Below are 22,628 nucleotides of genomic sequence, written 5' to 3' on the forward strand. Positions count from 1 at the left end.
CGGGCGTGTCAGTCCGCGCTGCGATCGGTCATCGTGGCGACCACCATGTCGCCGATCAGGCGACGATGGGAGTCCTGCAACCCCGGAGCGAGCATGTCGCGGTCGAAGATGGCGGCGAAGGTGTGGCGGTTGGCCACGTGGAAGCAGGCGTACGCGCTGATCATCATGTGGACGTCCACCGCGTCGACGTCGTCGCGGAACATCCCGGCGCGGACGCCCCGGTTGATGACGTCCTCGAGGAGCGTGATGGCGGTGGCGTTCTCGCGCAGGATCGTCTCGGACTGACGCAGATGCTCGGCGCGGTGGATGTTCTCGATGCTGACGAGCTGGATGAACGCCTCGTGCGTCGTGTGGTGCGCGTAGGTGGCCTCGGCGATGGTGCGCAGCGCCGCATCGGGCGCCAGTTCACCGATATGGATGCCGCGCTCGACCTGTCGGATCTGCGCGTACACCCGCTCCAGCACCGCGAGGTAGAGGCCCTCCTTCGAGCCGAAGTAGTAGTAGATCATGCGCTTCGTCGTGCGCGTGCGAGCGGCGATCTCGTCGACCCGGGCACCGGCATAGCCGTTGGCGGCGAACTCGGCGGTGGCGACCTTGATGATGTCGCCCTGCGTGCGCACGGCGCGCTCAGTCGCAGCTCCCTCGCGCGCCTCGCTGCGCTGATCGCTCATCGACCGCCCTTCCCCGTGGCCGAGCGCTCCTCGTCGCTGATGAGCTCACGGAAGTGCCGCTGCATCCTGTCACGATCAGGCCGGATGCCCGTGATGATCTGGAGACTAGCGCATGCCTGACCGACCGCCATCAACCCGCCGTCCAGCACGGGGTGCCCTCGCCGGGCGGCCTGCCGGATGAGCTGGGTCTCGAGCGGGCGATAGACGACGTCCGAGACCCACGCTTGCTGCTGGAGCAGATCCAGCTCGAACGCGACTCCCGGGTGGTGGAGCATTCCCATCGGCGTCGCGTGGACGATGCCGCTCGCGCCGGCGATGGCGCGCGCGAGCTCTTCAGGTGACAGCGTGGCGATGGTCTGCTCCGGGAAGTGGGTGCGCATGCGTGCGGCAAGCTCCGCGGCGCGCAGCGGCTCGGCGTCGAAGAGGTCGAGCCGTCGCGTCCCCTGCGTCAGCAGCGCGTACGCGGTCGCGGCGCCGGCGCCGCCGCATCCGATCTGGACGACCCGCTCGAAGGATGCCTCAGGCAGCCCCGTCACGAGGGCGTCGCGGTAGCCCATCCAATCCGTGTTGTAGCCGCGCAGGCGTCCGCCGTCGAACACCACGAGGTTCACGGCGCGCAGCTGCGCGGCATCCGTGTCCAGCTCGTCGACGAGGTCGAGAACGAGTTGCTTGCACGGATGCGTGATGTTCATCGCGGCGAAGCCCGCGGACTGCGCGTCGGCGAGGATCGCGCCGACGTCCGCCGCGGGACGGCGGAGCTCGATGAGGTCGAAGATGCGGTACTCGTAGTCCAGCCCGAGGGCGCGGGCCTCGGCTTCGTGCATGGCCGGCGTCAGTGATGCGGTGATCCCCTCGCCGACCAGGCCGACGAGGTACCGGTCGCGGGGCCGTTCGGAAGTCGATTCGGCGGCGACGGGCCGGGTCACGCCAGCACTCCCTCGAGGGCGCGGCGGTGCTGGTACTGCGCCGCGAGCCGCACCGGGGCATTGAGCGCGCCGTAGCCGGCGTAAGCGCCCCGCCGCTCGACGACCTCGAGGAAGACGGTCCCGATCGGATGCGTGTAGAAGTGCAGGAACTCTCCGGACTCGTCTCGGTCGTACATCACGTTCAACTGCCGGAGCTCCTCCAGGAGTTCAGGCTCGATCTGGTACCGCGCCTCGATGTCGTCGTAGTAGTTCGAAGGGATGTCGAGGGGCCGGAAGCCTCGCTCGCGGGCCGCGCGAGCCAATCCCAGCACGTCGGTCGTCGCGAAGGCGATGTGCTGCGGCAGGATCGCGTCGTCACGGGCGCCCGAGGGCACGAGGTTGAGGGCGATCCTCACGACGCCGTCGGCGCTGCTGAGCACCTGGCTCCGCACCAGGCCCACCGGGGCCGCCACCTCGACCGATGCCTCGGCGTGGAGATCCAGCACCGAATGGAAGAACAGCACCGCGGCATCGAAGTGCTGCCAGGGCTGAGCGAGGTTGAGGTGGTCGACGCGTTCGATCATGCCCGCGTCCTCTTCCGCGGGGGTGCCGAACTCGCTCACCCACCTCGGCTCCGCTCCCTGTCCGGCGCCGAAGAACACCTCCGAGCCGTCAGGGGCGCTCACCCCGACGAGCCGCTCGTCGCCCTCGTGCTCGGCCCGTGGCACTTCCGGGGCGAACAGGCCCGTCGCCCGGCGCAGGGCGAGCGGGGGGTCGTCGACCGACAGGCCGATGCCCGCGACGGTCGGCTGGGGGTGCTCCGAGTCCGGAGCGCCCAGCACGACCCGTGCGGCACCGTGGGACCACAGCTCGACGCTCTTGGTGCGGTGCGGCCCATGCGAGCGGAAGCCGAGTTGCGCCAGCAGCCGTCGGAGCTCGGACACCTCTCCGGTGCGCAGTTCCACGTAGTTGACGTCGGTGGGCGCCGCCACCTGGGGGAGGAGCGCGGTCGACATGCGCGCGGCGCGGCCCCCGGCACGAACGCCCAGGGCTGCGGCCGTCTCGTGCTCGAGCCACCGGAGCGAGCGTCGCGCGTCGATCGCGGTGGCGAGCGGGTCCGCCTGGCGGAAGGTGTCGTTGAAGATCTCCAGCGAGACCGGGCCGTCGTATCCCGTGCGCACCAGGTGCGCCATGAACGTGCCGAGGTCGAAGCCGCCCTCGCCGGGGAAGAGGCGGTGGTGCCGGCTCCACGAGAGCACATCCAGCGAGAGCAGCGGGGCATCCGCCATCTGGACGAAGAAGATCCGGTCGGCGGGGATGGTCTCGATCGCCTCGGGGTTGTGGCCTTTCGAGAGGATGTGGAAGCTGTCGAGGCAGAGCCCGATGCGGGGATGATCGGCCAGCCGGACGATGCGTGCGGCAGCTTCGTAGCTGTCCACGAACCGGCCCCAGGCAAGCGCCTCATACGCGACTCGCACGCCGAACTGCTCGGCGACGCCGCCGAGCTGCCGCAGCTGAGTCGCGGCCAGCTGCTCGTCGCCGCTGCGCGCGGTGGCGACGTTGCTGCAGAGCAGCATGGTCTGGATGCCCAGGCGATTCATGAGGGCGAACTTCGCCGCGGCGCGGCGCAGATTCTGGTCGAGCAGCTCCGGCCCGACCCCCTCGAAATCCCGGAAGGGCTGGTAGAGATCGAGTGTCAGACCGAGGTCGGCGGCGCGATCGCGGATGGCTTCCGGTGAGCGGGGCGACGCGATGAGGTCGGGCTCGAAGATCTCGACTCCCTCGAACCCGGCCGCGCTCGCGGCGACGAGTTTCTCATCGAGCGTTCCGCTCAGGCAGACCGTGGCGATCGACGTGCGCATGGCACCTCCCTGCGGCCACCGGCGCTGGTGTCCGCATGATTCTGTCTAGAGCATTGCATGGTTGTGTACTAACTAGTACGTTCGAAAGCCGAAGGGTGATCGACGACGATTCAACCTGCTGGGAGAGGACACTCGATGATGAGTCTCGCCGAATGGAACACGACTCCCGCCGGACGGCGCGCGCCTGTCTCTGTGCTCGACCGGATCTTCTCCATCCTCGATGCCGTGAAGGAGTCCGACGGATCGATCACGATCACTGACATCGCCGCCCGGACCGCCCTGCCCAAGTCCACCGTCTCGCGGCTCGTCACCGAGCTGACGGGGCAGCGGTACCTGGAGCGCACCGAGGAGGGCGTCGCACTCGGACTGCGCCTCTTCGAACTCGGCGCTCGCGCCAGCCTGCCCCGCCGGCTGGTGGCCGCCGCTGCCCCCGTCCTGCGGAATCTGCGCGACGTCACCGGCGAACGCGTGGGGCTCTGGGTGCAGCAGGGTACCGACATGGTGTCGATCGCCGCCGTCGCCGGGCGCCTGCCCATGCTGCCGACCCGGGCCGGAATGCGATCCCCGGCGCTGACGACCGCCAGCGGCAAGGCCTACCTGGCGTTCTGCGCCGATCCCGCCGTGGTCGAGCGGATCAGCGCGCCGCTCGTCGAGGACGACGCCGACCACTTCCGGGAAGAGCTCGCCCACGTGCGCGATGCAGCGGTGGCCCTCGACATCGAGGCGTCGTACCCCGGCATACTCGCGGTTGCGAGCCCCGTGCTCTCCGGCGACCGCGTCGTGATCGGAGCCATCTCCATCGCCGGTCCGAGTGGCGCGATGGATCCGGAGCGGGCCTCGCCGCTGGTGCGCGCCGCCGGCAGCACGGTCACCCGCCGGCTGGCGGCGGCGTAAGGGCCATGCGCACCGCGAACTGGACCGATTCGGTCAGCGTGCTGGACCGCGTGACCGCGGTCTTCGACGCCTTCGGCGACGACGATCACGGGCTCGGCGTCTCGGAGCTGGCCCGGCGGGCGAACCTCCCCAAATCGACGGTGTCACGGATCGCTGCCGACCTCGTGGCCCAGCGATTCCTCGATCGCGACGGCGAGCTGCTCCATCTCGGCGTTCGTCTCTTCGAACTCGGACAGACGGTGCCGCAGCCGCGCATGCTCCGCCAGCTCGCGCTCCCGGTGATGAGGGAGCTGGAGGACGTCACGGCGCAGACCGTGCAGCTGGCGGTGCTCGACGGGTCCGACATCGTCCTCATCGCCATGCTGCGGCAGCCGTCCACCGGCCCCTCTCCCGCGCCGTCGCCGGCTCGGATCGGCGGACGTGAGCCTGCGCACGCGACGGCGCTCGGAAAGTGCATCCTCGCGTTCTCTCCTCCGGAGGTGGTGACGCGCCTCGCGGCCGGCGGGTGGGAGCGACGGACGCCGCACACGATCGTCGAGCAGGCGGCGCTCGTGCGCGAGCTCGCGGATGTCCGTCGCAGCGGCGTGGCGACCGAGCACGAGGAGTGCGCGCTGGGCACCGTCGCCGTCGCGAGCCCGATCCTCGTTCCGGGTGAGGCGCCGACCGCGGCGATCTGCGTGGCCGGACCCGCCGCCGCGCTGCAGCCCGACCGGGTCGCCGCCGCGGTACGCGCCGCGGCCGTCACCCTGAGCCGCCGGCTGACTGCCGAGCGGGGCCACTGAACGCGGACCGCGCCCGCACGACCGCACAGCGCAAGCGAGGCCGCACAGCGCAAGCGAAAGGGTGGGTGCGCGTGCGCACCCACCCCTCCTTGTCGCAGTGGTCAGCCGGCCATCTCGCGGATGGCCTCGTAGGCCTCCAGGCTCTCGCCGGTGAAGTACCCCTTGAAGTAGTCCTCCGACTTGCTGATGAAGGCATCCATGTCGATGTCCTCCGTCTCGATGACCGTCATCGCGTCGTTGGCGCGGTACTCGTCGAGGATCTCCTCGGTCGCCTCGTCGACGCAGGCGGCGTTCTCGGGGCGGATCTCATGGATGGTCTCCTCGAGCAGCGCGGTCTGCTCGTCGCTCATCTTCTCGTACGTCTTGTCGCTGACGAGGATCCAGTGGATGCCGACGTTGTGGTTGTTCAGCACCGCGACGTTGAGGATCTCGTCGTAGCTGGACGACCGCGTCGCGACGATCGGGTTCTCCTGACCGACGGCGATGCCCTGCTGCAGCGCGGAGTAGACCTCCTCCACGGCGACCGACACCGGGCTGGTGACACCCAGCGCCTCGGCGTTCGCGAGGAACTGCGGCGAGTTCGGGAAGCGGATCGGCACGCCGTCGAGGTCGTCGGGGCTCGTCACCTCGACGTCCTTCGTGGTGAAGGTGCGGGAGCCGAAGAACCAGCCGTCGACGATGTTGACGCCCGTCGACTCGTGGAACGACGTGAACAAGTCCTCCGAGCCTTCGTCGATCCACTGGAACGCGTGGTCGACGTCGTCGAAGGCGTAGGTCGCGTCGACGACGCCGATCGGCTCGAACGTCGAGCTCAGCGCCGATGCGCCTTGCAGGTCGATGTCGATGTCTCCGGCCTGGACCAGCGGGAAGCGGTCGGCGTCGGGGCCGAGCTGGCTCGCGGGGTACAGGTCGACGGTGAAGCCGATGTCTGCCTCTTCGAGCCGTTCCTTGAGCAGTTCGACGCCGCAGTAGTAGTTCGGCGTCTCCTCGTTCTGGCTCGTCGCGACCGTGAGCGTGACGGGTTCGTTCTCCGCCGCGGACTCCGTGTCCGTGCCCTCGGGTGTGCCGCCGCCGGCGCAGCCGGCGGCGACGAGAGCGGTTGCTGCGAGCGCTGTCGCGGCGAAAATGCCGCGGCGCTTCGAGCGGGCTGTGCTCATGGGACTCTCCTCTGGTGTGCGCACGTCGTCGTGCGGGTTCTGACGTGTCATTCGATAGCCGGTGCGTGACGTGCCGTCGACTTGCTCGCGCTGCGCGCTCCCCGTCGACCACGCCGTCACGTGCGGCCCGGTGGCAGTGCTGACTCTTACGGACTTCGATCGGCCGGCAAAGCGATGTCCCGGCGAATGGAACATGAGGTCGGAGCGCCCAGCGGGAGGCCTCACCGCTGAATGGAACGATCCGCCCACGTCGGCCCATCGTGCCATACGCTCGTGGCCGACTCTCGCCGCGACCACCATGCAGGGAGGCGCCGTGACCGGATCCGCACCGTCACCGGTTCGCATGGGCATGGTCGGCGCCGGGTTCATGGGGCGCCAGCACATCGACTTCATCCGCGCCGCGCGGGGGGCGGTATTGACGGCGGTCGCCGACCCTGCTGCGAACCCGGCGGAGTTCGAGTGCCCCACGTACCCGTCGACGGCACAGATGCTGGATGCCGAGCAACTCGACGCGGTCATCATCGTCAACCCCAACGCGCTGCATGTCGAGACCGCCGTCGAATGCCTACAGGCCGGTGTAGCGGTGCTCCTCGAGAAGCCGGTCGCCACTTCGTACGCCCAGTCACGGCGGCTGGTGGAGGCCGTCGAACGCCTGTACGGACGACTGCTCGTCGGGCATCACCGGCGACATCACCCGGCGATCGCCCGGGCGCGATCCGCGATCCGCGGCGGTGAGCTCGGCCAGGTCGTCGCCGTGAACGGCATGTGGTCCGCGCGCAAGGAGCCCGAGTACTTCACCGAGGCGCCGTGGCACAGCGAGCCGGGGGCGGGCGTCACCCTCATCAACGCCGTGCACGATCTGGACCTCCTCCGGCACCTGTGCGGGGAGGTCGCCGAGATCCAGGCGATCCAGGGTTCGAACGTCCGCGGGCTCGACGTCGAGGACACCGTCTCGATGAGCCTCAGGTTCGAGAGCGGTGCCCTGGGAAGCCTGATCGCCTCGGACGCCGGCGTCTCGCCGTGGGGCTGGGACCAGGCCACGGAGGAGTCGCTCGCCTTCCCGTTCCTGCCCGACGAGGTCGCCTACCGCATCGTCGGCACACGGGCGGCACTGTCGGTGCCGAACCTCGCGATGTACGCCTATGCACCGTCGGTGCCGGCGGACTGGCACTCGCCGCTTTCGCGCACCTACCTTCCCTACGCGCCGCGCGGATCCTTCCCCGCTCAGCTCGACCACTTCGTCGAGGTCGCACGGGGCACGGCCGCACCCCTGGTGTCGGCGGACGACGCGTCCCGCACCCTCGCGCTGGTCGAGGCGGCGTCGCTCGCCGCGCGCACCGGTCGAACCGTGGACGTCGCACGCTTCAGCGCCGATGCGCAGGCAGAGGCGGAGGCGGACGGATGACGGCACCGCACGGGCGCCGGTTCGACGCGATCGTCGTCGGAGGAGGCCTCGCCGGTCTGGCGGCGACGCACCGCCTGGCCGCGGCCGGACTGCACGTCGCGCTCGTCGAGAAGCGGGACCGGCTCGGGGGCAGCTCCGCGATGAGCGGCGGATGGTTCGCGCTGTCGGGCACGCCGGTCCAGCGGCGAGCTGCCGTCGAGGACTCCGACGACGTCTTCCTGGCAGACATGCTGGAGACCGGCGGCGGCTTCGCCGACCCGTCTCTGCTGCGGGCGCTCGTCGCCCATCAGGCGCACGCGGTGGCGGCGATCGACCGGGCGGACGCGTGGACGGACGAACTCAAGGTCAGCGCCGGCATGACGATCGCACGCGCGCACCTGATCCGCATCCGCGGCCTGCTCGCGTCGCTCGAGCGCGAAGCCGTCGCCGCGGGGGCGTCGATCGTCCTGGGCCGGCCGGCCGAGGCGCTGATCACGGAGGACAGGTGGGTCATCGGCATCCGGTCGGGAGAGGAGGTGCTCGCCGCGGATGCGGGCATCGTCCTCACCACCGGTGGATTCTCGCGCTCGCGCGAGCTGCTCGACCTGTTCGTGCCCGATCAGGCGCCTGCCATGCCGTACGGCGGCGTGGGCAGTACCGGCGACGGGCTTCGCATGGCATGGATGCTGGGCGCCGGCCTCGCCGACGTCGGCCACGTCGCAGGAACCTACGGCCAGCACGCCGAGGCGACCGACGCCGAGCACGAACTCCTGACCGCGAACTACCTCGGTGCGATCCTCGTGAACGCGCTCGGCGCACGCTTCACCGACGAGTCCGAGTCGTACAAAGTGCTCGGCTCCGCGGTGCTGAGCCAGCCCGGCCGGATGGCGTTCCAGATCTTCGACTCCCGGGTGCGTGCCCTGTCGAAGCCGGGCGTGCCCCTGTCGGACATGGAGCGGATCGAAGAGCTCGGCCATCTCGTCGGCGCACCGACGCTCACCCAGCTCGGACGCCGGCTCGGGCTGCCGACCGGCGCGCTCGAAGGCACCGTCGATCAGTACAACGAGACCGTGGCCGGCCGGGTTGCGGATGCCTTCGGCCGGACCGGCCTCGTGAACGGCGTCGGAGCGCTGCTGCCGGTCGCCCGAGCGCCCTTCTACGCGTACCCCGCCGTGACGGCCATGACCTCGACGTACGGAGGTCTCCGCGTCGCGCCCGACGCCTCGGTGGCGCGGGTCGACGGCAGCCGGATCGAGGGCCTCTACGCCGCCGGCGAGGTCGTCGGCGGATTCCACGGCGCGTCGTACATGACGGGGACGGCGCTCACGAAGGCTCTCGTATTCGGCGTCGTGGCTGCCGACATGATCGCGGGCGGCACGCGCGCCTGACGCCGGAAAGTTCAGCCGGTCAGCCGGTCGGCGGCCCGGATCGCCAGCTCGTAGCCGTACACGCCCGCACCGGCGATCACCGTTCGCGCGACCTTCGACGTGATCGAGTGACGATGGTCGGCGTCGCGGGCGTGGATGTTCGTGATGTGCACTTCGACGACGGGGGTGGAGAGCATGTGCAGCGCGTCGAGCAGCGACACCGAGCCGAAGCTGAGCCCCGCCGGATTGATCACGACGGTCGCCTGCTGGCGGAAGGCCTCGTGCACCCACTCGATGAGCTCGTGCTCGGCGTTCGACTGCGCGAAGAAGAGCTCGAACCCGAGCTCATCGGCGACGCGCTCGCAGTCCGCGCGTACCTCGTCGAGGGTCTTGGTGCCGTAGAGCTCCGGCTCGCGGACGCCGAGCATGTTGAGGTTCGGGCCGTTCAGCACGAAGAGCTTTCTCGTCATGGAGGACTCCTTCCGTCCCGCGGGGCCCCCCGATGCCCCCGCGTGGTCGTCGCGGGGGCATCGGGAGCCGGGCTTCTACAGGCCGAGCAGCGTCGGCAGGAACGTGACGATCACGGGGAACAGCGTCAGCAGCAGCAGGACCGTTCCCAGCGGGATCAGGAACGGCAGGATACCGCGGAACAGCTCGCCCATAGGCCTGCGCGTGATCGACCCGACGACGAAGAGCACCGCACCCACCGGTGGAGTCAGCGAGCCGATCATGAGGTTGAGGATCATCAGCACACCCAGCTGCACCGGGTCGATTCCGAACTGGGCGACGATCGGCATCAGGATCGGCACGAGCACGAGGATCACCGGCGGCGCCTCGAGCGGGATGCCGAGCAGGATCAGCAGCACGTTGAGCATCAGCAGGAACACGATCGGGTTGTCGGTGAGTCCCGTGAGCCACTCGCCCAGCGCCCGCGACACCTGCTCGCGCGCCAGCACCTGGCCCATGAGATTGGACGCGCCGAGGATGAGGAGGATGCCGCCGGAGATGACGACCGTCTCCTTCGCCGACTTCCAGAACACCCGCCACGTCAACGTGCGGTAGATCACGCCGAGGAGCAGCATGTACACCGCGGCGATGCCGGCGCTCTCGGTCGCAGTGAAGAAGCCGCTGAAGATGCCGCCGAGGATGATCACCGGCAGCAGTGCGGGCCCGATGACGCGCGCGGCAGCCTTGCCCAGCATCCGCCCGTCGAACGGCCGGCCCACGGCGACTTCCGGGTGCCGCCGCACCCAGAAGAAGATGTAAGCGGCCAGGCCGACCGCCATGAGCATGGCAGGGATGATGGAGCCCGCGAACAGCGCCCCCGTGGAGATCGACGCGGTCGCGGCGAAGAGGACGGCAGGGATGCTCGGCGGCATGACGGTGCTCATCAGCGAGCCCGACGCCGTGAGCCCTGCGGAGAACCCGTACGGATAGCCGGCCTTGAGCATCTGGGGGATCTGCACCTTGCTCGTCGAGGCGGCGTCGGCGAGAGCGGAGCCGCTGATCCACGAGAAGCCGATCGCGGTGCCCAGGTTCACATAGGCGAGGTTGCCGGGCAGACGCGGCAGGAGTGCCCGCGCGAAGTCATACAGGCGCGTCGCGATGCCGAGGTTGTTGGCGACGGTGCCGACGAAGATGAACAGCGGCACGGCGAGCAGCGGGAAGCTGTTGATGCCGTTCACGATCGACGAGATCGCGTACCCGGCAGACAGTCCCTGGCTGTAGAAGTAGAGCATGCTCGACGCGATCATCGCGAAGGCGACCGGCACGCGCAGCAGCAGGAAGACGACGAACAGCAGGATGTAGAGCCAGAGGTCCACGATCAGCCCTCCATCTCGCCGATGTCGAGCTTGCGCTCGGGGCGGTTCGCATAGGGGATCTTGAACGACGAGTGGATCGCTGCGGAGACGAAGCCGACGAGCGCGAAGATGTACAGCACGCCGAGCGGCACGTGCATCGCGGCACTGAGCCGGCCCCATTCGATGTCGATCTTCACCCAGGCCTCGTAGGCGAGGGCGAGGCTGGTGACGACCATGATGACCGCTGAGATGACGCGCAGCGCGACGAAGAGCCGGGTCCCGGCGAGCATCTCGTCGAACATCTCGAGCACGATGTGGCCGTTGCGTCCCACGAGGTAGCCGGTGGTGATGAATGTCAGCGCGATCATCGACAGCAGGGCCAGCTCGCCGGCGCCGACCCAGCTGACGGCGGGGAAGTACCGGCCGAGCACCTGGTACATGACGCCGAAGATGATGAAGGCGAACAGGGTGACGCCGATCGTGATCTCGATGCCCGAGAGCACGCGGATGAACACCGGGTCGGGCGGGACGCCCTGGTTGAGCTTCGGTGTCGTGTAGTAGGTGTTGGTGTGCGGGTAGATCGACTCGCCCACCCCCGGCTCGTGCGAGGCTTCCGCAGCCTTCTCGGGCTCGGTGCGGCCGCTCTCCTCGGGTTCGGGCCCCGGGTCCTTGTCGGTCATGGCGCCACCGCCAGGGTGTCAGGGTGCATTGCCAACCTCTCTGTTGATGCGGGGCCGCGCGCGCATCGCCGCCCCTGCGACTCTGGTCTGCGGGCGGGTGCGTGCAAAGAAGAGTTTCGCCGAATGGGACACCGGCCGCACGCGCCGATCCGCCCCCGTCGTGCGTGACGGGGACGGATCGGGGTGCCGGGTCGGCGGGGGTGGGTCAGCCGCTACTTGACGACGGTGACCGTCGCGGTGGACGAGAGCTGCTCCTGGACCCCCGCGGCGTTGAGGACGTTCGCCCTCACGGTCAATGTCACCTCCCCGGTGGGCACGTTGTGGTCGACCGCGTCGGCGTCGAACCGGACGATGATCCGGTTCTTGTTCGCCGTGACGTCCGACGCCTCGATCGGCGATGACGTCAGCGGGGCGATCAGCACCGCACCGCCGTCGTACGTGTAGCCGGCCGGCAGCTCGAAGTGCGCTGAGACCTGGCCCTCGACCCCGGTGAACAGCCCGGTCTCCGAGCCGAGCTGCAGCTTGCCCGGCGTGAACTTCAGCGCACCCGGCTGATCCTGCGGCACGAGGTACACCTCGATCTTGCCGGTCGGGCGCGGGTCGGTGCAGTCGTTGAAGAAGTACTCACCGGCACGGTCGAACGTGTGCTGATAGGTCTCTCCGGGCTGCAGCTTCGCGTTGAACTCGCCCTCGAAGAACTGCGTGGCGCAGTGCGGCTTCTGGTTGGGGAAGTTCGGGAACGTCTCGGCCCCGGGGTTGCGGAAGGTCACGGTCGTGCCGACCGGGACCCGCAGGTGGGTCGGCTGCATGCCGTTCGTCGACACGCTGTCGCGTGCGGCAGCCGTGTCGGCTGTGCGGCTCGACCGCGCCAGCAGCACGGTGTTGCCCACCGTCGAGCCCTCGACGGCAGTACCGCCCACGGGCCGGCGGATGGTCAGCGGCGCCGTGTCGGGCCCCTCCTGGCTTCCGGACTCCGTCGTGTACTCGCCACCGAGCTTGAAGGCCCAGAGCGAGTCGCCCTGCGTCACCGATCCCCCGTAGGGGTTGGTCGAGCCCGCCGCGAACACGGCGACGTACTGCTCGCCGTCGACCTCATAGGTGACCGGCGCCGCCGCGATGCCGGACCCCGTCTGGAAGTCCCAGAGCACGTCGCCCGTGACGGCGTCCATCGCCAGCACCCTGCCGTCGATCTGGCCGACGAACAGCAGATCGGATGCCGTGGTCAGGGGTCCCTGACCATGCGACATGTCGGTGCCCAGGTGGTTCTGCCACGCGACCTCACCGGTCGAGGCGTCGTACGCCAGGATGCCGCCGGTCTGGTACTGCCCGATGGCGCGCAGTCCGTTGGCCGAGGCGCCGTTGTAGTGCGCGACCGGGTTGGTGCCGTACGGGTAGTAGACGAGGTTCGTGCTGTGGCTGTACGAGTGGTTCGACCAGTCGGCACCGCCGTTCTGGCTGGTGGTCGAGAGGACCGGCGCGTCCCACTGCGGGTCGTACATGCAGCCCAGACGGTGGTCGGCCGGATAGCCCTCGGGATACGTCAGGAAGGGCTCGTCGGCCGCGACATAGCTGTCGGGGTTGAAGACGAGGTTGCCCTCGGCATCCGGCTGGTAGCCGTTGTAGTTGGGCACCGCACGCCAGGGGTCGCCCGGGATGTTCGCCGGATCCAGCTTCTCCCAGACGACGCACTCCGGCAGCAGCCGGGTGGCGGGGAACGGCTGGGTCGGGGAGTGACTCTGCCGCGAGTCCGTGATCATCGGCTTCTCGGTCACCGGCAGCACCGGCTCGCCGTCGGTGCGATCCAGCACGAACTGGTGGCCCGACTTGCTGCCGTAGAAGACGACCTTCCGCTCCTCGCCGTCCACCGTGATGTCGGCCAGTGTCGGCGGGTGGACGTTGTCCATGTCCCACACGTCGTGATGGATCGACTGGTAGTGCCACTTGTAGGCGCCGGTTGCGGCATCCACCGCCACGATCGTGCTCGAGAACAGGTTGTCACCCGGCCGGAGCGACCCGTCCTGCGACGTGTTGCAGCTGCGGGCGTTGCCGAAGGTCATGTAGTACATGCCCAGCTCGGGGTCGACCGCGCCGTGCATCCACGATGTCGCGCCGCCCTCCTCGGAGCAGTCGGTGCCGTCCGGGAGCACCGGCCCCCACGTCTCGGACGGGTCGAACGTGATGCCGTCCACGCCGGTGTACTGCTCGCCGCGCGGCGGTCCGCCGAAGAAGTGCCACCGGTACGATCCGTCGCTCGCATCCAGTGCGACGACGGCGCCGCGGTCGCCGTCCGCGGCGTGCGCGTAGACGATGCCGTCGTAGTAGACGGTCGCGACCTTGCCGACGCGTCCGAGATCCTCACCGTCCGCGCCGGTCGGCTGCGCCGCCCACACCTCTGCGCCGGTGGCCTGGTCCAGCGCGACGACGCGGTTGCCGCCCGCCAGCGTGAAGATCTTGCCGTCACCGGCCGAGACGCCGCGGCGCGTGCCCGACAGCCCGTAGACGGTGTTCTCCCACTTCCAGACGGGCTCGCCGCTCGCACCGTCGACCGCGATCACCCCGCCGCTCGGGGTGTCGAGGTAGATGACGCCGTCGACGACGATCGGGGTGGTCTGCTGCCCGGTGTCGTCGCTGGCCGGCGCGACCGCCGACACGTGCGTGCGCCAGGTCGGCGCGAGCTCTCCGAGGTTCTCCCGCGTGATCTGCGTGAGGCCGGAGTAGTGCTGGTTGCCGAGGTTGCCCCCGACCGTGGGCATGTCGGCACCGGTGGGCTCGACACCTGTCAGCCCTGCCGGCGGGACCGGCTCGGCCGGTCTGGTCAGTCCGTAGGCGGGTGAGGCCGCGACCGCGAGCACTGCCACCAGTGCCCCGATTCCCGCAGCTGCCACCCTCGTGGTCAGTCGTTTGCGCATCCCTTGCTCCTTGATCGTCTTCGATCCGGCGCCGGGTGGCACGTGCCCGCCGGCGCCCCTGTGGGGAATGCCGTCCGGCTGCCGACCCTGGGGGATCGGCCGCACCGGCCGGCGCTCGGACGCTAAACCCCGGGCCGAGGAGGCGGCAACCGTGCGACCCATCGAGTGGTACAACCCCCGGCTCCGGCTCGGGTACGAGGCCTCCGCAGCCGAGGGCTTTCTGCCCAGTGGGACACTCGTTGTCTGCGGCGGCGCCCTCTGCGTACCATGCGGCGGTCGGCATCAATGCCCATGGACGGAGTCGTCATGGCCGCTTCAGCAGCATCCACCCCCCTGTCAACCGCGCAGCAGGAAGAGCTCGACGCGGTCTTCGACCGGGCGCGGGCGGCACTCGCCGTCATCGAGACCTACGATCAGGATCGCGTCGATCGCCTGATCCGTGCCGTCGCGTGGGCGGTGGCGAATCGCTCGTCGTTCCATCGGCTGGTGGGGATGGGCATCGAGGAGTCCGGCCTCGGCGACTTCGACAGCCGCATGAACAAGCGGATGAAGATCCGCGGCGTCCTTCGCGACGCGTTGCGCAGTCCCTCGGTGGGCATCATCGAGGAGGACCGCGAGAAGGGGCTCGTCAAGTACGGCAAGCCGGTCGGCGTGATCGGCTGCGTCGTCCCGACGACGAACCCCGACCTCACGCCCGCCGGCAACGCGATCTATGCGATCAAGGCGCGCGACGTCGTGGTGTTCTCGCCGCACCCGCGTTCGAAGCACACGACGTTCGAGACGGTCCGGCTGATGCGCGAGGCGCTCGAGGCGGAGGGTGCTCCCGCCGACATCCTGCAGTGCATCACACTGCCGAGCCTCGCCGCCTCGCAGGAGATCATGCGCCGCTCCGACCTCGTCATCGCCACCGGCGGCCAGGGACTCGTCCGCGCGGCGTACAGTTCGGGAACCCCGGCGTACGGCGTGGGCGCGGGCAACGCGACCGAGTTCGTCGACGAGACCGCCGACCTCCGCGAGACCGCGCGCAACTGCATGCTCTCGAAGACCTCGGACTTCGGCTCGGGCTGTTCCGCCGACGGCAACGTGCTGGTGCCCGCGTCCCGGTACCGCGAGATGATCGAGGCGCTCCAGGCCGAAGGCGGGTATCTTGCGACCGCCGGGCAGCGGGCCGCACTGCAGGCTGTGATGTGGGGTGCCGAGGGCCACCGGCTCGCCGACACGGTGGCGATCTCGCCTCAGCAGCTCGCGCGGGCCGCGGGATTCGACATCCCGTCGGAGAGCCGGTTCATCGTGGTCGAGGGAGACGGGATCGCCGAGGACCGGCAGTTCTGCAAGGAGAAGCTGACCACCCTGATGGCGGTCCACGCGTACGAGGGCGGCTTCGAGGACGGCGTCGAGCTCGCGAAGCGGCTCTACGAGATCGGCGGCAAGGGCCACTCGTGCGGCATCGCGTCGACCGACGATGCGCACATCGACTACTTCGCACGGCACATGCCCGTCTCGCGCATCATGGTGCGGCAGCCGAATTCGAAGGCGAACGCCGGGTCGTTCACGAACGGGATGCCGATGACCTCGTCGATGGGATGCGGCACCTGGGGCGGCAACATCACGTCCGAGAACGTGTCGCTGCGTCACTACCTGAACACGACGTGGGTCTCGCGCACGATCGCGGAGGACCGGCCCACCGACGAGGAGCTGTTCGGCGAGTTCTACGACCCCGCACTGGAATCGGCCGAGGCTGCGGCGGCCACGCCATGAGCTCCGCCGAAGACCGCGGCCCCGAGAGCGGGATGTCGGCCGAGGAGCTCGTGGACGAGGCGCGGCGATGGTGGCAGACCGACATCATCGACATCCATCCCGGCGAGATCGCGCTGCGCGGCTACCCGATCGAACAGCTCATCGGCAACGTCGGATTCGTCGAGACGATCTGGCTCATGCTGCGGGGCGAACTGCCCTCGCGCGCGCAGGCGACGCTGCTCGAGTCCGCCCTGGTGGCCTCCGTCGACCACGGACCGCAGGCTCCGTCGATCGCGATCGCCCGGATGGCGACGACGTGCGGCGTGCCGGTGAACGGTGCCATGGCGTCGGCGATCAACGTGCTCGACGACATCCACGGCGGCCCGGGGCAGCAGTGCATGGAGCTGTACCTCGAGATCGACGCCGAGTGCGAGCAGGGGCAGGAGCTCGAAGAAGCCGTCCGCCTCGTCCTGGAACGCCGGCGGGATGCGGGCGTCACCTACATCCCCGGATTCGGGCACCGGTTCCATCCGCTCGACCCGCGCACCCCCCGGCTGCTGTCGCTGGTCGACGCCGCGGCGGCGGACGGCACGGTGAGCGGACGGTTCGCGACGATCGGGCGTGCCGTCGAGGCGGCCATCGGCGCCGGAAAGCCCCGGCCCGTCCCGATGAACGTCGACGGAGTGACCGCCGTCATCTACTGCGAGCTCGGCTTCACCCCCGAGCTCGGGCGCGGCGTGTTCATCCTCGCGCGCTCGGTCGGCATCCTGGCGCACGCCAGCGAGCAGATGGTCCAGGGCGGCCGCATCAAGGGGCCGCTGCCCAAGTCCATCGGATACACGTACACGGGCCCGGCGCGGCGATCGGTCGCGGGCGCCGGCGACGAGAGAAGGAGCACCCCATGAGGGACCTGGTTTCGAACCAGATCGTTCGCTACCTGGAAGCACGCGACGTCGAGCACGTCTTCGGCCTCTGCGGTCACACGAACATCGCGCTGCTGGCCGCGCTCGAGAAGAGCGATCAGATCTCCTTCGTGAACGTGCGGCACGAGCAGATCGCGGCGCACGCGGCGGACGGCTACGCGCGGGCGGCCCGGCGCACCGGGGTCGTCCTCACGCATCTCGGTCCCGGTCTGACCAACGCCACGACCGGTGTCGCGAACGCGGCGCTGGACTCGATTCCGATGGTCGTCATCGCGGGCGACATACCGACCCACTACTTCGGCAAGCACCCGCACCAGGAGATCAACCTCCACGCCGATGCGGCGCAATACGAGATCTACCGGCCCTTCGTCAAGCGGGCGTGGCGCGTCGATCAGCCGCACCTGATCGCCGAGGTGCTCGACAAGGCGTTCACGCTGGCGGAGAGCGGGCGCCCAGGTCCCGTGCTCGTCGACGTGCCGATGGACGTGTTCTCGGCCGAGGTCGACGTCGCCCTCTTCGACAGGGTGGTCGGCAACACCCGCGCGCTCGCGAAGCCGGGCCTCGACGAGGCGGTCGCCGAGCGGATCGTGCAGAACCTGCTGGATGCCGAGCGGCCGGTGCTGTACGTCGGTGGCGGCATCGTCGCCGCCGGCGCGGCACCCGAGCTCGCCGAATTCGCCGGGCTGCTCTCGCTTCCCGTCGCCCACAGCCTGATGGGCAAGGGCGCGGTGCCCGACGACAGCCCGCTGGTCCTCGGGATGACGGGGTTCTGGGGAACGGCGTTCACCAACGAGACCACGCGCACGGCGGACTGGATCCTCGCGCTCGGAACACGGTTCGCTGAGGCGGACTCGAGCTCCTGGTATGCGGAGTACACCTTCGACATCCCGGGTACGAAGCTCATGCAGATCGACGTCGACCCGGCCGAGCTGGGACGCAACTACCCGCTCGAGATCGGCGCGCTGGCCGATCTCAAGTCGGCGCTGGCGATGCTGCTGCGGGTGGCCCGCCGGCTGGCTCCCGACGGCGTGCGGCGCACCGAGCTCTTGGCGCAGATCGCCGCGAACCGGGCGACGCTGAAGCTCCAGAACGCCGAGGCCCAGGCATCCGATGCGTGGCCGATGCGTCCCGAGCGGATCCTCTCCGAGACGAGGGAGGTGCTGCCGGCGGACGCGATCATCACCACGGACGTCGGCTGGAACAAGAACGGGGTGGGGCAGCAGTTCGACATCCTCACGCCCGGGAGCTTCCTCACCCCCGGGGGCTTCGCGACCATGGGCTTCGGCGGGCCGGCCGCGGTCGGCGCCAAGATGGCCTGCCCGGACCGCGTCGTGGTCTCGCTCGTGGGCGACGGCGGCTTCGGGCAGAATCCGGCGGTGCTCTCGACCGCCCGCGAGCAGGGCATCGCGGTGGTCTGGGTCGTGATGAACAACAACGCCTTCGGCACGATCGCCGGCCTCGAGAAGGCGGCCTTCGACACGACCTACGGGACGGTGTTTGGCAGCGCCGACGACCCGCTGTACACCGACTTCGCCGCGATCGCCGAGGCCTATGGTGTCACCGGCATCAAGGTCGAGTCTGCGGCGGAGTTCAAGCCCGCGCTCGAGCGGGCCATCGCGCTCGAGCGTCCCGTCGTGATCGATGTGTCGATGGTCAACGTGCCGACGCCCACGTCAGGTCATTGGAACATCCTCGACATCTACGCCCCCGGCGAGACCGTGGAGCACGTCGCCACCCCCTGACCCGTCGCACACGGCGACGAACCGATTCGTGAGGCGGTCCGATCATGTACACCGCACGCCGATCATGAGCCCGGCACAGCGCGTGCTGGACGTGTCGATCTCGACCGTGTGCCTGTCGGGCACGATCGAGGACAAGCTCCGTGCCGCGGCCGCGGCCGGCTTCTCGGGCATCGAGATGCTCGAGTACGACCTCATCATGTCGACGTGGTCTCCCGGGCGGGTGGCCCGGGAGGCCACGGACCTCGGCCTCTCGGTCGAGGTCTATCAGCCGTTCCACGTCGAGACGGTTCCGCCGGACCGTTTCGGTGCTGCCCTCCGCCGCGCCGAGCGCAAGTTCGAGCTGCTCTCCGAACTCGGGGCCGGCGTGCTGGTGTGCTGTTCGTCGAGGACGGACGACGGCGTCGATGACGACGGCCTGACGGCGGAGCAGCTGCACGCTCTGGCCGAGCGGGCCGCGCAGAGCGGCGTTCGCCTGGCGTATGAGGCTGTGCCGTGGGGCCGGGTTCGCACGTACGAGCACGCGTGGCGTCTCATCGAGGAGGTCGACCACCCCGCACTCGGGCTCTGTCTCGACAGCTTCCACGTCCTCTCGCCCGCCAACGACGCGAACGCCGTGTCGCGAGTGAGCGCCGACAAGGTCTTCCACGTCCAGCTGGCGGACGCGCCCCGTCTCGACATGGACGTCCGGGAGTGGAGCCTCCACTACCGGATGTTCCCCGGCCAGGGCGCCCTCGATGTCGCCGGCTTCCTCGGCCGTCTGCTGTCGACGGGCTACTCGGGGCCCATTGCGATCGAGGTCTTCAACGACATCTATCAGCAGGAGGATCCCCGGCACGCCGCCATCGATGCGATGCGCTCGATGCGGGCGCTGGCCGAGGCGGTGGCCGCGCGCGACCCCGACGATGCGCCCGCTCCGCTCGCCGGTGGCGAGCTGCCCCGGGCTCCCCGACTCGAGGGTTTCGCATTCGCCGAGCTCGCGGTGGACCAGGTCTCGGGGCCGCTCGTCTCGCGGGCCCTCGCCGGCCTGGGCTTCTCGCACGTCGGGGAGCACCGTTCCAAGCCGGTGCAGCTGTGGCAGCAGGGCGAGGCCCGCGTGCTCCTCAACTCCGCCCCGGAGCGTTCCATCGCCCCCGCCACTGCGGCGATCTGCGCCCTGGCGGTGCAGACGGCCGATGCCGCCGCGTCGATGCGGCGGGCCGAGAGCCTGCTGGCGCCGAAGCTCGCCCGTCGCCGGGCGCCGGACGAGACCGATCTCGCGTCGGTGGCGACGCCGGACGGCACCGCGCTGTTCTTCTGCGACGCCACCGGGGGCACTCCCTGGATCGAGGATTTCGCGCCGATCGAGGCCCCGACCGAGGCGGCCGGGGCCGACGCGTCACCGCTCCTGACTCGCATCGACCACGTATCGGTCACCGAGTCGATCGACGACTTCGACCAGTCCGCGCTCTTCTTCCACTCCGTGCTCGGCCTCGTCCCCCGGCCGCTGACGGAGATCACCGCACCCTTCGGCCTGATCCGCACATGGTCCGCCAGCGGTCCGGACGGCTGCGTCCGCGTCGCTCTCAGCACGAACCCGCTCCGGCGGGGCGACTGGTCGCCGGGTGTCACGAGCCCGCAGCTGGTGGCCTTCGCCACGGATGACGCCATCGCCTGCGCGAGGGCGGTCCGCGAGCGCCGGGCGCCCATCCTCGAGATGCCCGCGAACTACTACGACGACCTCGAGGCGCGGCTCGCGCTGCCCGCCGAGTTCGTCGCGGCGCTGCGCGAGAACTCGATCCTCTACGACCGCGACGCGCAGGGGGAGTTCCTGCACTTCTTCACAGAGATGCTCGGCTCGCGGGTCTTCTTCCAGGTGGTGCAGCGGATCCACGGCTACGACGGCTTCGGCGACCCGCGCAGCGTCGCTCTGCGCATGGCCGCCCATCGCCGGCAGCGGATGCGCACACTGGCGAGCGACCCGACCGAGTCGACGGTCGGGCATCGTCACGACTACTCGCTGGCCCACCTCACGGCGCTGAGTCTGTCGCCGCCGGAACTGGTGGATGCCGCGGCCGCCGCCGGATACCGCTACGTCGGCCTGCGCATGACCAAGGTCACCCCGCAGGAACCCCACTACCCGCTGGCGTACGATCCGGCGCTGATGCGCAGGACGAAGACGCATCTCGCGGCGACCGGGGTGGAGGTGCTCGACATCGAACTGGCGCGCATCACCTCGGGCGACAGCCCCCGCGACTACCTGCGCTTCCTCGAGGCGGGTGCGGAACTGGGAGCGCGCCACGTCATCGCCCAGCTGCCCGACTCGGACTTCGCCCGCAAGACGGATCGCTTCTCGGAGCTCTGTCAGCTGGCGCTTCCTCTGGGCCTCACGATCGACCTCGAGTTTCCGTCATGGACGGAGACGCCCGACCTCGCGGAAGCGACGCGCGTCCTGCGAGCGGCGGATCAGCCGAATGCGGGCCTGCTCATCGACCTGCTGCACTTCGCCCGCTCACGGTCGAGTGTGGAGGATCTGCGGGAGCTTCCGCCCGAGTGGTTCCACTACGCGCACGTGTGCGACGCCCCCGCAGAGATCCCGGCGACCACTGCCGAGTTGATCCACACCGCACGCTTCGAGCGGCTCTTCCCGGGCGAGGGGGGCATCGACATGCTCGGCATCCTCGATGCGCTCCCTGCCGGTCTCCCGTTCGCGCTCGAGATTCCGCGAGCGACGCTCGTCGCGCAGGTCGGCGGGAAGGAGCACGCCCGCCTCGCGATCGCCGCCGCTCGCCGCCACCTCGACGCCGCGGAGCTTCCCGGTCGTCGTGATCAGGATCAGTTTCAGGTCTGACTTTGCCGATGGCGCCCGCGCCCGCGCCGGCGCCGGCGCGGCGGTCTTCCTCGCCGCGTACCGGCCCCGCGCCACCGCCTCGCCCGGCTGATACGGTGCCGGAACGGAGACGGCCTCCCGCCGTCTGACGCCCGCACCCCGGATGGGAGAAGCCATGGACGACCTCAGGTTCACGAGCCGGGCCACCTCGCTGCTCGTGCTGCACGCCGGCCCCGGGTTCATCATCCCCAACGCGTGGGACGCGGGGTCTGCCCGCATCCTCGAGCAGGTGGGATTCCCCGCCATCGCGACCACGAGTGCGGGAATCGCCTGGGCGTGCGGCGTCGCCGATGGGAACGCGCTGGATCCCGACACCATGTTCGAGCGGGTCGCCGAGATCGTGGCTGCGGTCGGCGTGCCGGTCAGCGCCGACCTCGAGGCGGGCTACGGCGACTCGCCGGCCGAGGTCGGCCGTACCGTGGCGCGGGCGGCGAGGCTGGGCGTCGCGGGCGCGAACATCGAGGACGCCCAGGACGGCCGGCTCTTCGGTATCGAGGAAGCGGTGCAGCGGCTGGCCGCGGCGCGGGCGGCGGCGCGGCCCGGCACCTTCGTGCTGAACGCTCGCACCGACACCTACCTCGGCAGTGTCGCCGGCGACCCGTTCGAGGAGACCGTCGAGCGCGCCCGCCGGTACGTCAGCGCCGGCGCGGACTGCATCTTCGTGCCGGGGGTGAACGACGAGGAGACCATCCGGCGCCTCGCGGACGCCATCCCCGCACCACTCAACGTCGTCGCCGGGCTCGCCTCGAACGTCATCCCGGCGCACACGCTGTTCGGGCTCGGGGTGTCCCGGGTGAGCGTCGGCGGCAGCATCGCCCGCGCCGCACTCAGTCTCGTCGAGCGCGCCGGACGCGAACTGAAGGAGTCCGGCACGCTCGGCTTCCTCGACGGCGCCCTCGGCTATGCCGAGATGCAGCGCCGCTTCGGCGCCTGAGCCGCGCGCGTCC

17 protein-coding genes are annotated in these 22,628 nt (G+C 69.8%); 9 read left to right on the plus strand and 8 right to left on the minus strand.

The features are described from left to right. Positions 1 to 8: 8 nt before the first annotated feature. From B2K11_RS12000 to B2K11_RS12010, 3 genes are read right to left on the minus strand one after another with little or no spacing between them, the layout of a single operon-like run. On the minus strand, positions 9 to 671 hold the full coding sequence (locus B2K11_RS12000; protein WP_163618518.1) for a TetR/AcrR family transcriptional regulator: 663 nt from the start codon (positions 669 to 671) through the stop codon (positions 9 to 11). Then, a complete protein-coding gene (locus B2K11_RS12005; RefSeq protein WP_163618519.1) occupies positions 668 to 1,597 on the minus strand; it encodes a shikimate dehydrogenase in 930 nt (309 codons plus the stop codon). Before B2K11_RS12005 ends, B2K11_RS12000 begins: the two co-directional genes overlap by 4 nt. After that, positions 1,594 to 3,438: a sugar phosphate isomerase/epimerase and 4-hydroxyphenylpyruvate domain-containing protein gene (locus B2K11_RS12010; RefSeq protein ID WP_163618520.1), complete on the minus strand. Its 1,845-nt coding sequence runs from the start codon at positions 3,436 to 3,438 to the stop codon at positions 1,594 to 1,596. The genes B2K11_RS12005 and B2K11_RS12010 overlap by 4 nt, the downstream gene beginning before the upstream one ends. A 138-nt stretch (positions 3,439 to 3,576) precedes the next feature. Between B2K11_RS12010 and B2K11_RS12015 the strand changes: the two genes are divergently transcribed. Then, entirely contained in the window at positions 3,577 to 4,332 is a 756-nt protein-coding gene (locus tag B2K11_RS12015) for an IclR family transcriptional regulator (RefSeq protein WP_163618521.1), read from the plus strand. A gap of 5 nt (positions 4,333 to 4,337) precedes the next feature. Continuing rightward, positions 4,338 to 5,114: an IclR family transcriptional regulator gene (locus B2K11_RS12020; RefSeq protein ID WP_163618522.1), complete on the plus strand. Its 777-nt coding sequence runs from the start codon at positions 4,338 to 4,340 to the stop codon at positions 5,112 to 5,114. A gap of 101 nt (positions 5,115 to 5,215) precedes the next feature. Here the strand turns inward: B2K11_RS12020 and dctP are convergent, their stop codons facing one another. Continuing rightward, entirely contained in the window at positions 5,216 to 6,271 is a 1,056-nt protein-coding gene (gene dctP / locus B2K11_RS12025) for a TRAP transporter substrate-binding protein DctP (protein WP_163618523.1), read from the minus strand. 313 nt (positions 6,272 to 6,584) lie between these two features. On the opposite strand from dctP, the gene B2K11_RS12030 reads away from it, so the two are divergent. Both B2K11_RS12030 and B2K11_RS12035 read left to right on the plus strand, forming a co-directional pair. Further along, positions 6,585 to 7,676 carry a Gfo/Idh/MocA family oxidoreductase gene (locus B2K11_RS12030; RefSeq protein WP_204260103.1) on the plus strand — a complete coding sequence of 364 codons (1,092 nt, stop codon included), beginning with the start codon at positions 6,585 to 6,587 and terminating at the stop codon, positions 7,674 to 7,676. After that, positions 7,673 to 9,043 (plus strand): FAD-dependent oxidoreductase, encoded by a 1,371-nt coding sequence (locus B2K11_RS12035; RefSeq protein ID WP_163618525.1) that lies wholly within the window; start codon positions 7,673 to 7,675, stop codon positions 9,041 to 9,043. The genes B2K11_RS12030 and B2K11_RS12035 overlap by 4 nt, the downstream gene beginning before the upstream one ends. A gap of 11 nt (positions 9,044 to 9,054) precedes the next feature. On the opposite strand, the gene B2K11_RS12040 is transcribed toward B2K11_RS12035, so the two are convergent. The 4 genes from B2K11_RS12040 to B2K11_RS12055 all read right to left on the minus strand — a co-directional run bounded on the left by B2K11_RS12040 (position 9,055) and on the right by B2K11_RS12055 (position 14,413). Continuing rightward, on the minus strand, positions 9,055 to 9,492 hold the full coding sequence (locus B2K11_RS12040; RefSeq protein ID WP_163618526.1) for a type II 3-dehydroquinate dehydratase: 438 nt from the start codon (positions 9,490 to 9,492) through the stop codon (positions 9,055 to 9,057). A gap of 75 nt (positions 9,493 to 9,567) precedes the next feature. Continuing rightward, complete coding sequence (locus B2K11_RS12045) at positions 9,568 to 10,845, minus strand: TRAP transporter large permease (RefSeq protein WP_163618527.1); 1,278 nt, start codon at positions 10,843 to 10,845, stop codon at positions 9,568 to 9,570. A gap of 2 nt (positions 10,846 to 10,847) precedes the next feature. Next, positions 10,848 to 11,504: a TRAP transporter small permease gene (locus B2K11_RS12050; RefSeq protein ID WP_163618528.1), complete on the minus strand. Its 657-nt coding sequence runs from the start codon at positions 11,502 to 11,504 to the stop codon at positions 10,848 to 10,850. A gap of 212 nt (positions 11,505 to 11,716) precedes the next feature. Next, the gene (locus tag B2K11_RS12055; RefSeq protein ID WP_163618529.1) at positions 11,717 to 14,413 is read right to left on the minus strand and encodes a PQQ-binding-like beta-propeller repeat protein; all 2,697 of its coding nucleotides are present in this window, start codon (positions 14,411 to 14,413) and stop codon (positions 11,717 to 11,719) included. A 306-nt stretch (positions 14,414 to 14,719) separates the two neighbouring features. Here B2K11_RS12055 and B2K11_RS12060 point away from each other — a divergent pair, with 306 nt between their 5' ends. The 5 genes from B2K11_RS12060 to B2K11_RS12080 all read left to right on the plus strand — a co-directional run bounded on the left by B2K11_RS12060 (position 14,720) and on the right by B2K11_RS12080 (position 22,615). Then, positions 14,720 to 16,171 (plus strand): aldehyde dehydrogenase family protein, encoded by a 1,452-nt coding sequence (locus tag B2K11_RS12060; RefSeq protein ID WP_163618530.1) that lies wholly within the window; start codon positions 14,720 to 14,722, stop codon positions 16,169 to 16,171. Next, on the plus strand, positions 16,168 to 17,055 hold the full coding sequence (locus B2K11_RS12065) for a citryl-CoA lyase (protein ID WP_163618531.1): 888 nt from the start codon (positions 16,168 to 16,170) through the stop codon (positions 17,053 to 17,055). The genes B2K11_RS12060 and B2K11_RS12065 overlap by 4 nt, the downstream gene beginning before the upstream one ends. Continuing rightward, positions 17,052 to 18,815, plus strand: a complete 1,764-nt coding sequence (locus B2K11_RS12070; RefSeq protein ID WP_163618532.1) for a thiamine pyrophosphate-binding protein — start codon at positions 17,052 to 17,054, stop codon at positions 18,813 to 18,815. Before B2K11_RS12065 ends, B2K11_RS12070 begins: the two co-directional genes overlap by 4 nt. A gap of 64 nt (positions 18,816 to 18,879) precedes the next feature. After that, positions 18,880 to 21,642, plus strand: a complete 2,763-nt coding sequence (locus B2K11_RS12075) for a TIM barrel protein (protein WP_163618533.1) — start codon at positions 18,880 to 18,882, stop codon at positions 21,640 to 21,642. Between the two features lie 154 nt (positions 21,643 to 21,796). Further along, complete coding sequence (locus tag B2K11_RS12080; protein ID WP_163618534.1) at positions 21,797 to 22,615, plus strand: isocitrate lyase/phosphoenolpyruvate mutase family protein; 819 nt, start codon at positions 21,797 to 21,799, stop codon at positions 22,613 to 22,615. Positions 22,616 to 22,628: the final 13 nt, after the last annotated feature.

Source organism: Microbacterium sp. B35-30, assembly GCF_010634855.1.
Taxonomy (GTDB): Bacteria; Actinomycetota; Actinomycetes; order Actinomycetales; family Microbacteriaceae; genus Microbacterium.

Excerpts from the sequence above, each read along its gene's own strand:
- B2K11_RS12000 (WP_163618518.1), bottom strand. The coding sequence starts at position 671 with ATGAGCGATCAGCGCAGCGAGGCGCGCGAGGGAGCTGCGACTGAGCGC.
- B2K11_RS12010 (WP_163618520.1), bottom strand. The coding sequence starts at position 3,438 with ATGCGCACGTCGATCGCCACGGTCTGCCTGAGCGGAACGCTCGATGAG.
- B2K11_RS12015 (WP_163618521.1), top strand. The coding sequence starts at position 3,577 with ATGAGTCTCGCCGAATGGAACACGACTCCCGCCGGACGGCGCGCGCCT.
- B2K11_RS12020 (WP_163618522.1), top strand. The coding sequence starts at position 4,338 with ATGCGCACCGCGAACTGGACCGATTCGGTCAGCGTGCTGGACCGCGTG.
- dctP (WP_163618523.1), bottom strand. The coding sequence starts at position 6,271 with ATGAGCACAGCCCGCTCGAAGCGCCGCGGCATTTTCGCCGCGACAGCG.
- B2K11_RS12035 (WP_163618525.1), top strand. The coding sequence starts at position 7,673 with ATGACGGCACCGCACGGGCGCCGGTTCGACGCGATCGTCGTCGGAGGA.
- B2K11_RS12040 (WP_163618526.1), bottom strand. The coding sequence starts at position 9,492 with ATGACGAGAAAGCTCTTCGTGCTGAACGGCCCGAACCTCAACATGCTC.
- B2K11_RS12050 (WP_163618528.1), bottom strand. The coding sequence starts at position 11,504 with ATGACCGACAAGGACCCGGGGCCCGAACCCGAGGAGAGCGGCCGCACC.
- B2K11_RS12055 (WP_163618529.1), bottom strand. The coding sequence starts at position 14,413 with ATGCGCAAACGACTGACCACGAGGGTGGCAGCTGCGGGAATCGGGGCA.
- B2K11_RS12060 (WP_163618530.1), top strand. The coding sequence starts at position 14,720 with ATGGCCGCTTCAGCAGCATCCACCCCCCTGTCAACCGCGCAGCAGGAA.
- B2K11_RS12065 (WP_163618531.1), top strand. The coding sequence starts at position 16,168 with ATGAGCTCCGCCGAAGACCGCGGCCCCGAGAGCGGGATGTCGGCCGAG.
- B2K11_RS12070 (WP_163618532.1), top strand. The coding sequence starts at position 17,052 with ATGAGGGACCTGGTTTCGAACCAGATCGTTCGCTACCTGGAAGCACGC.
- B2K11_RS12075 (WP_163618533.1), top strand. The coding sequence starts at position 18,880 with ATGAGCCCGGCACAGCGCGTGCTGGACGTGTCGATCTCGACCGTGTGC.
- B2K11_RS12080 (WP_163618534.1), top strand. The coding sequence starts at position 21,797 with ATGGACGACCTCAGGTTCACGAGCCGGGCCACCTCGCTGCTCGTGCTG.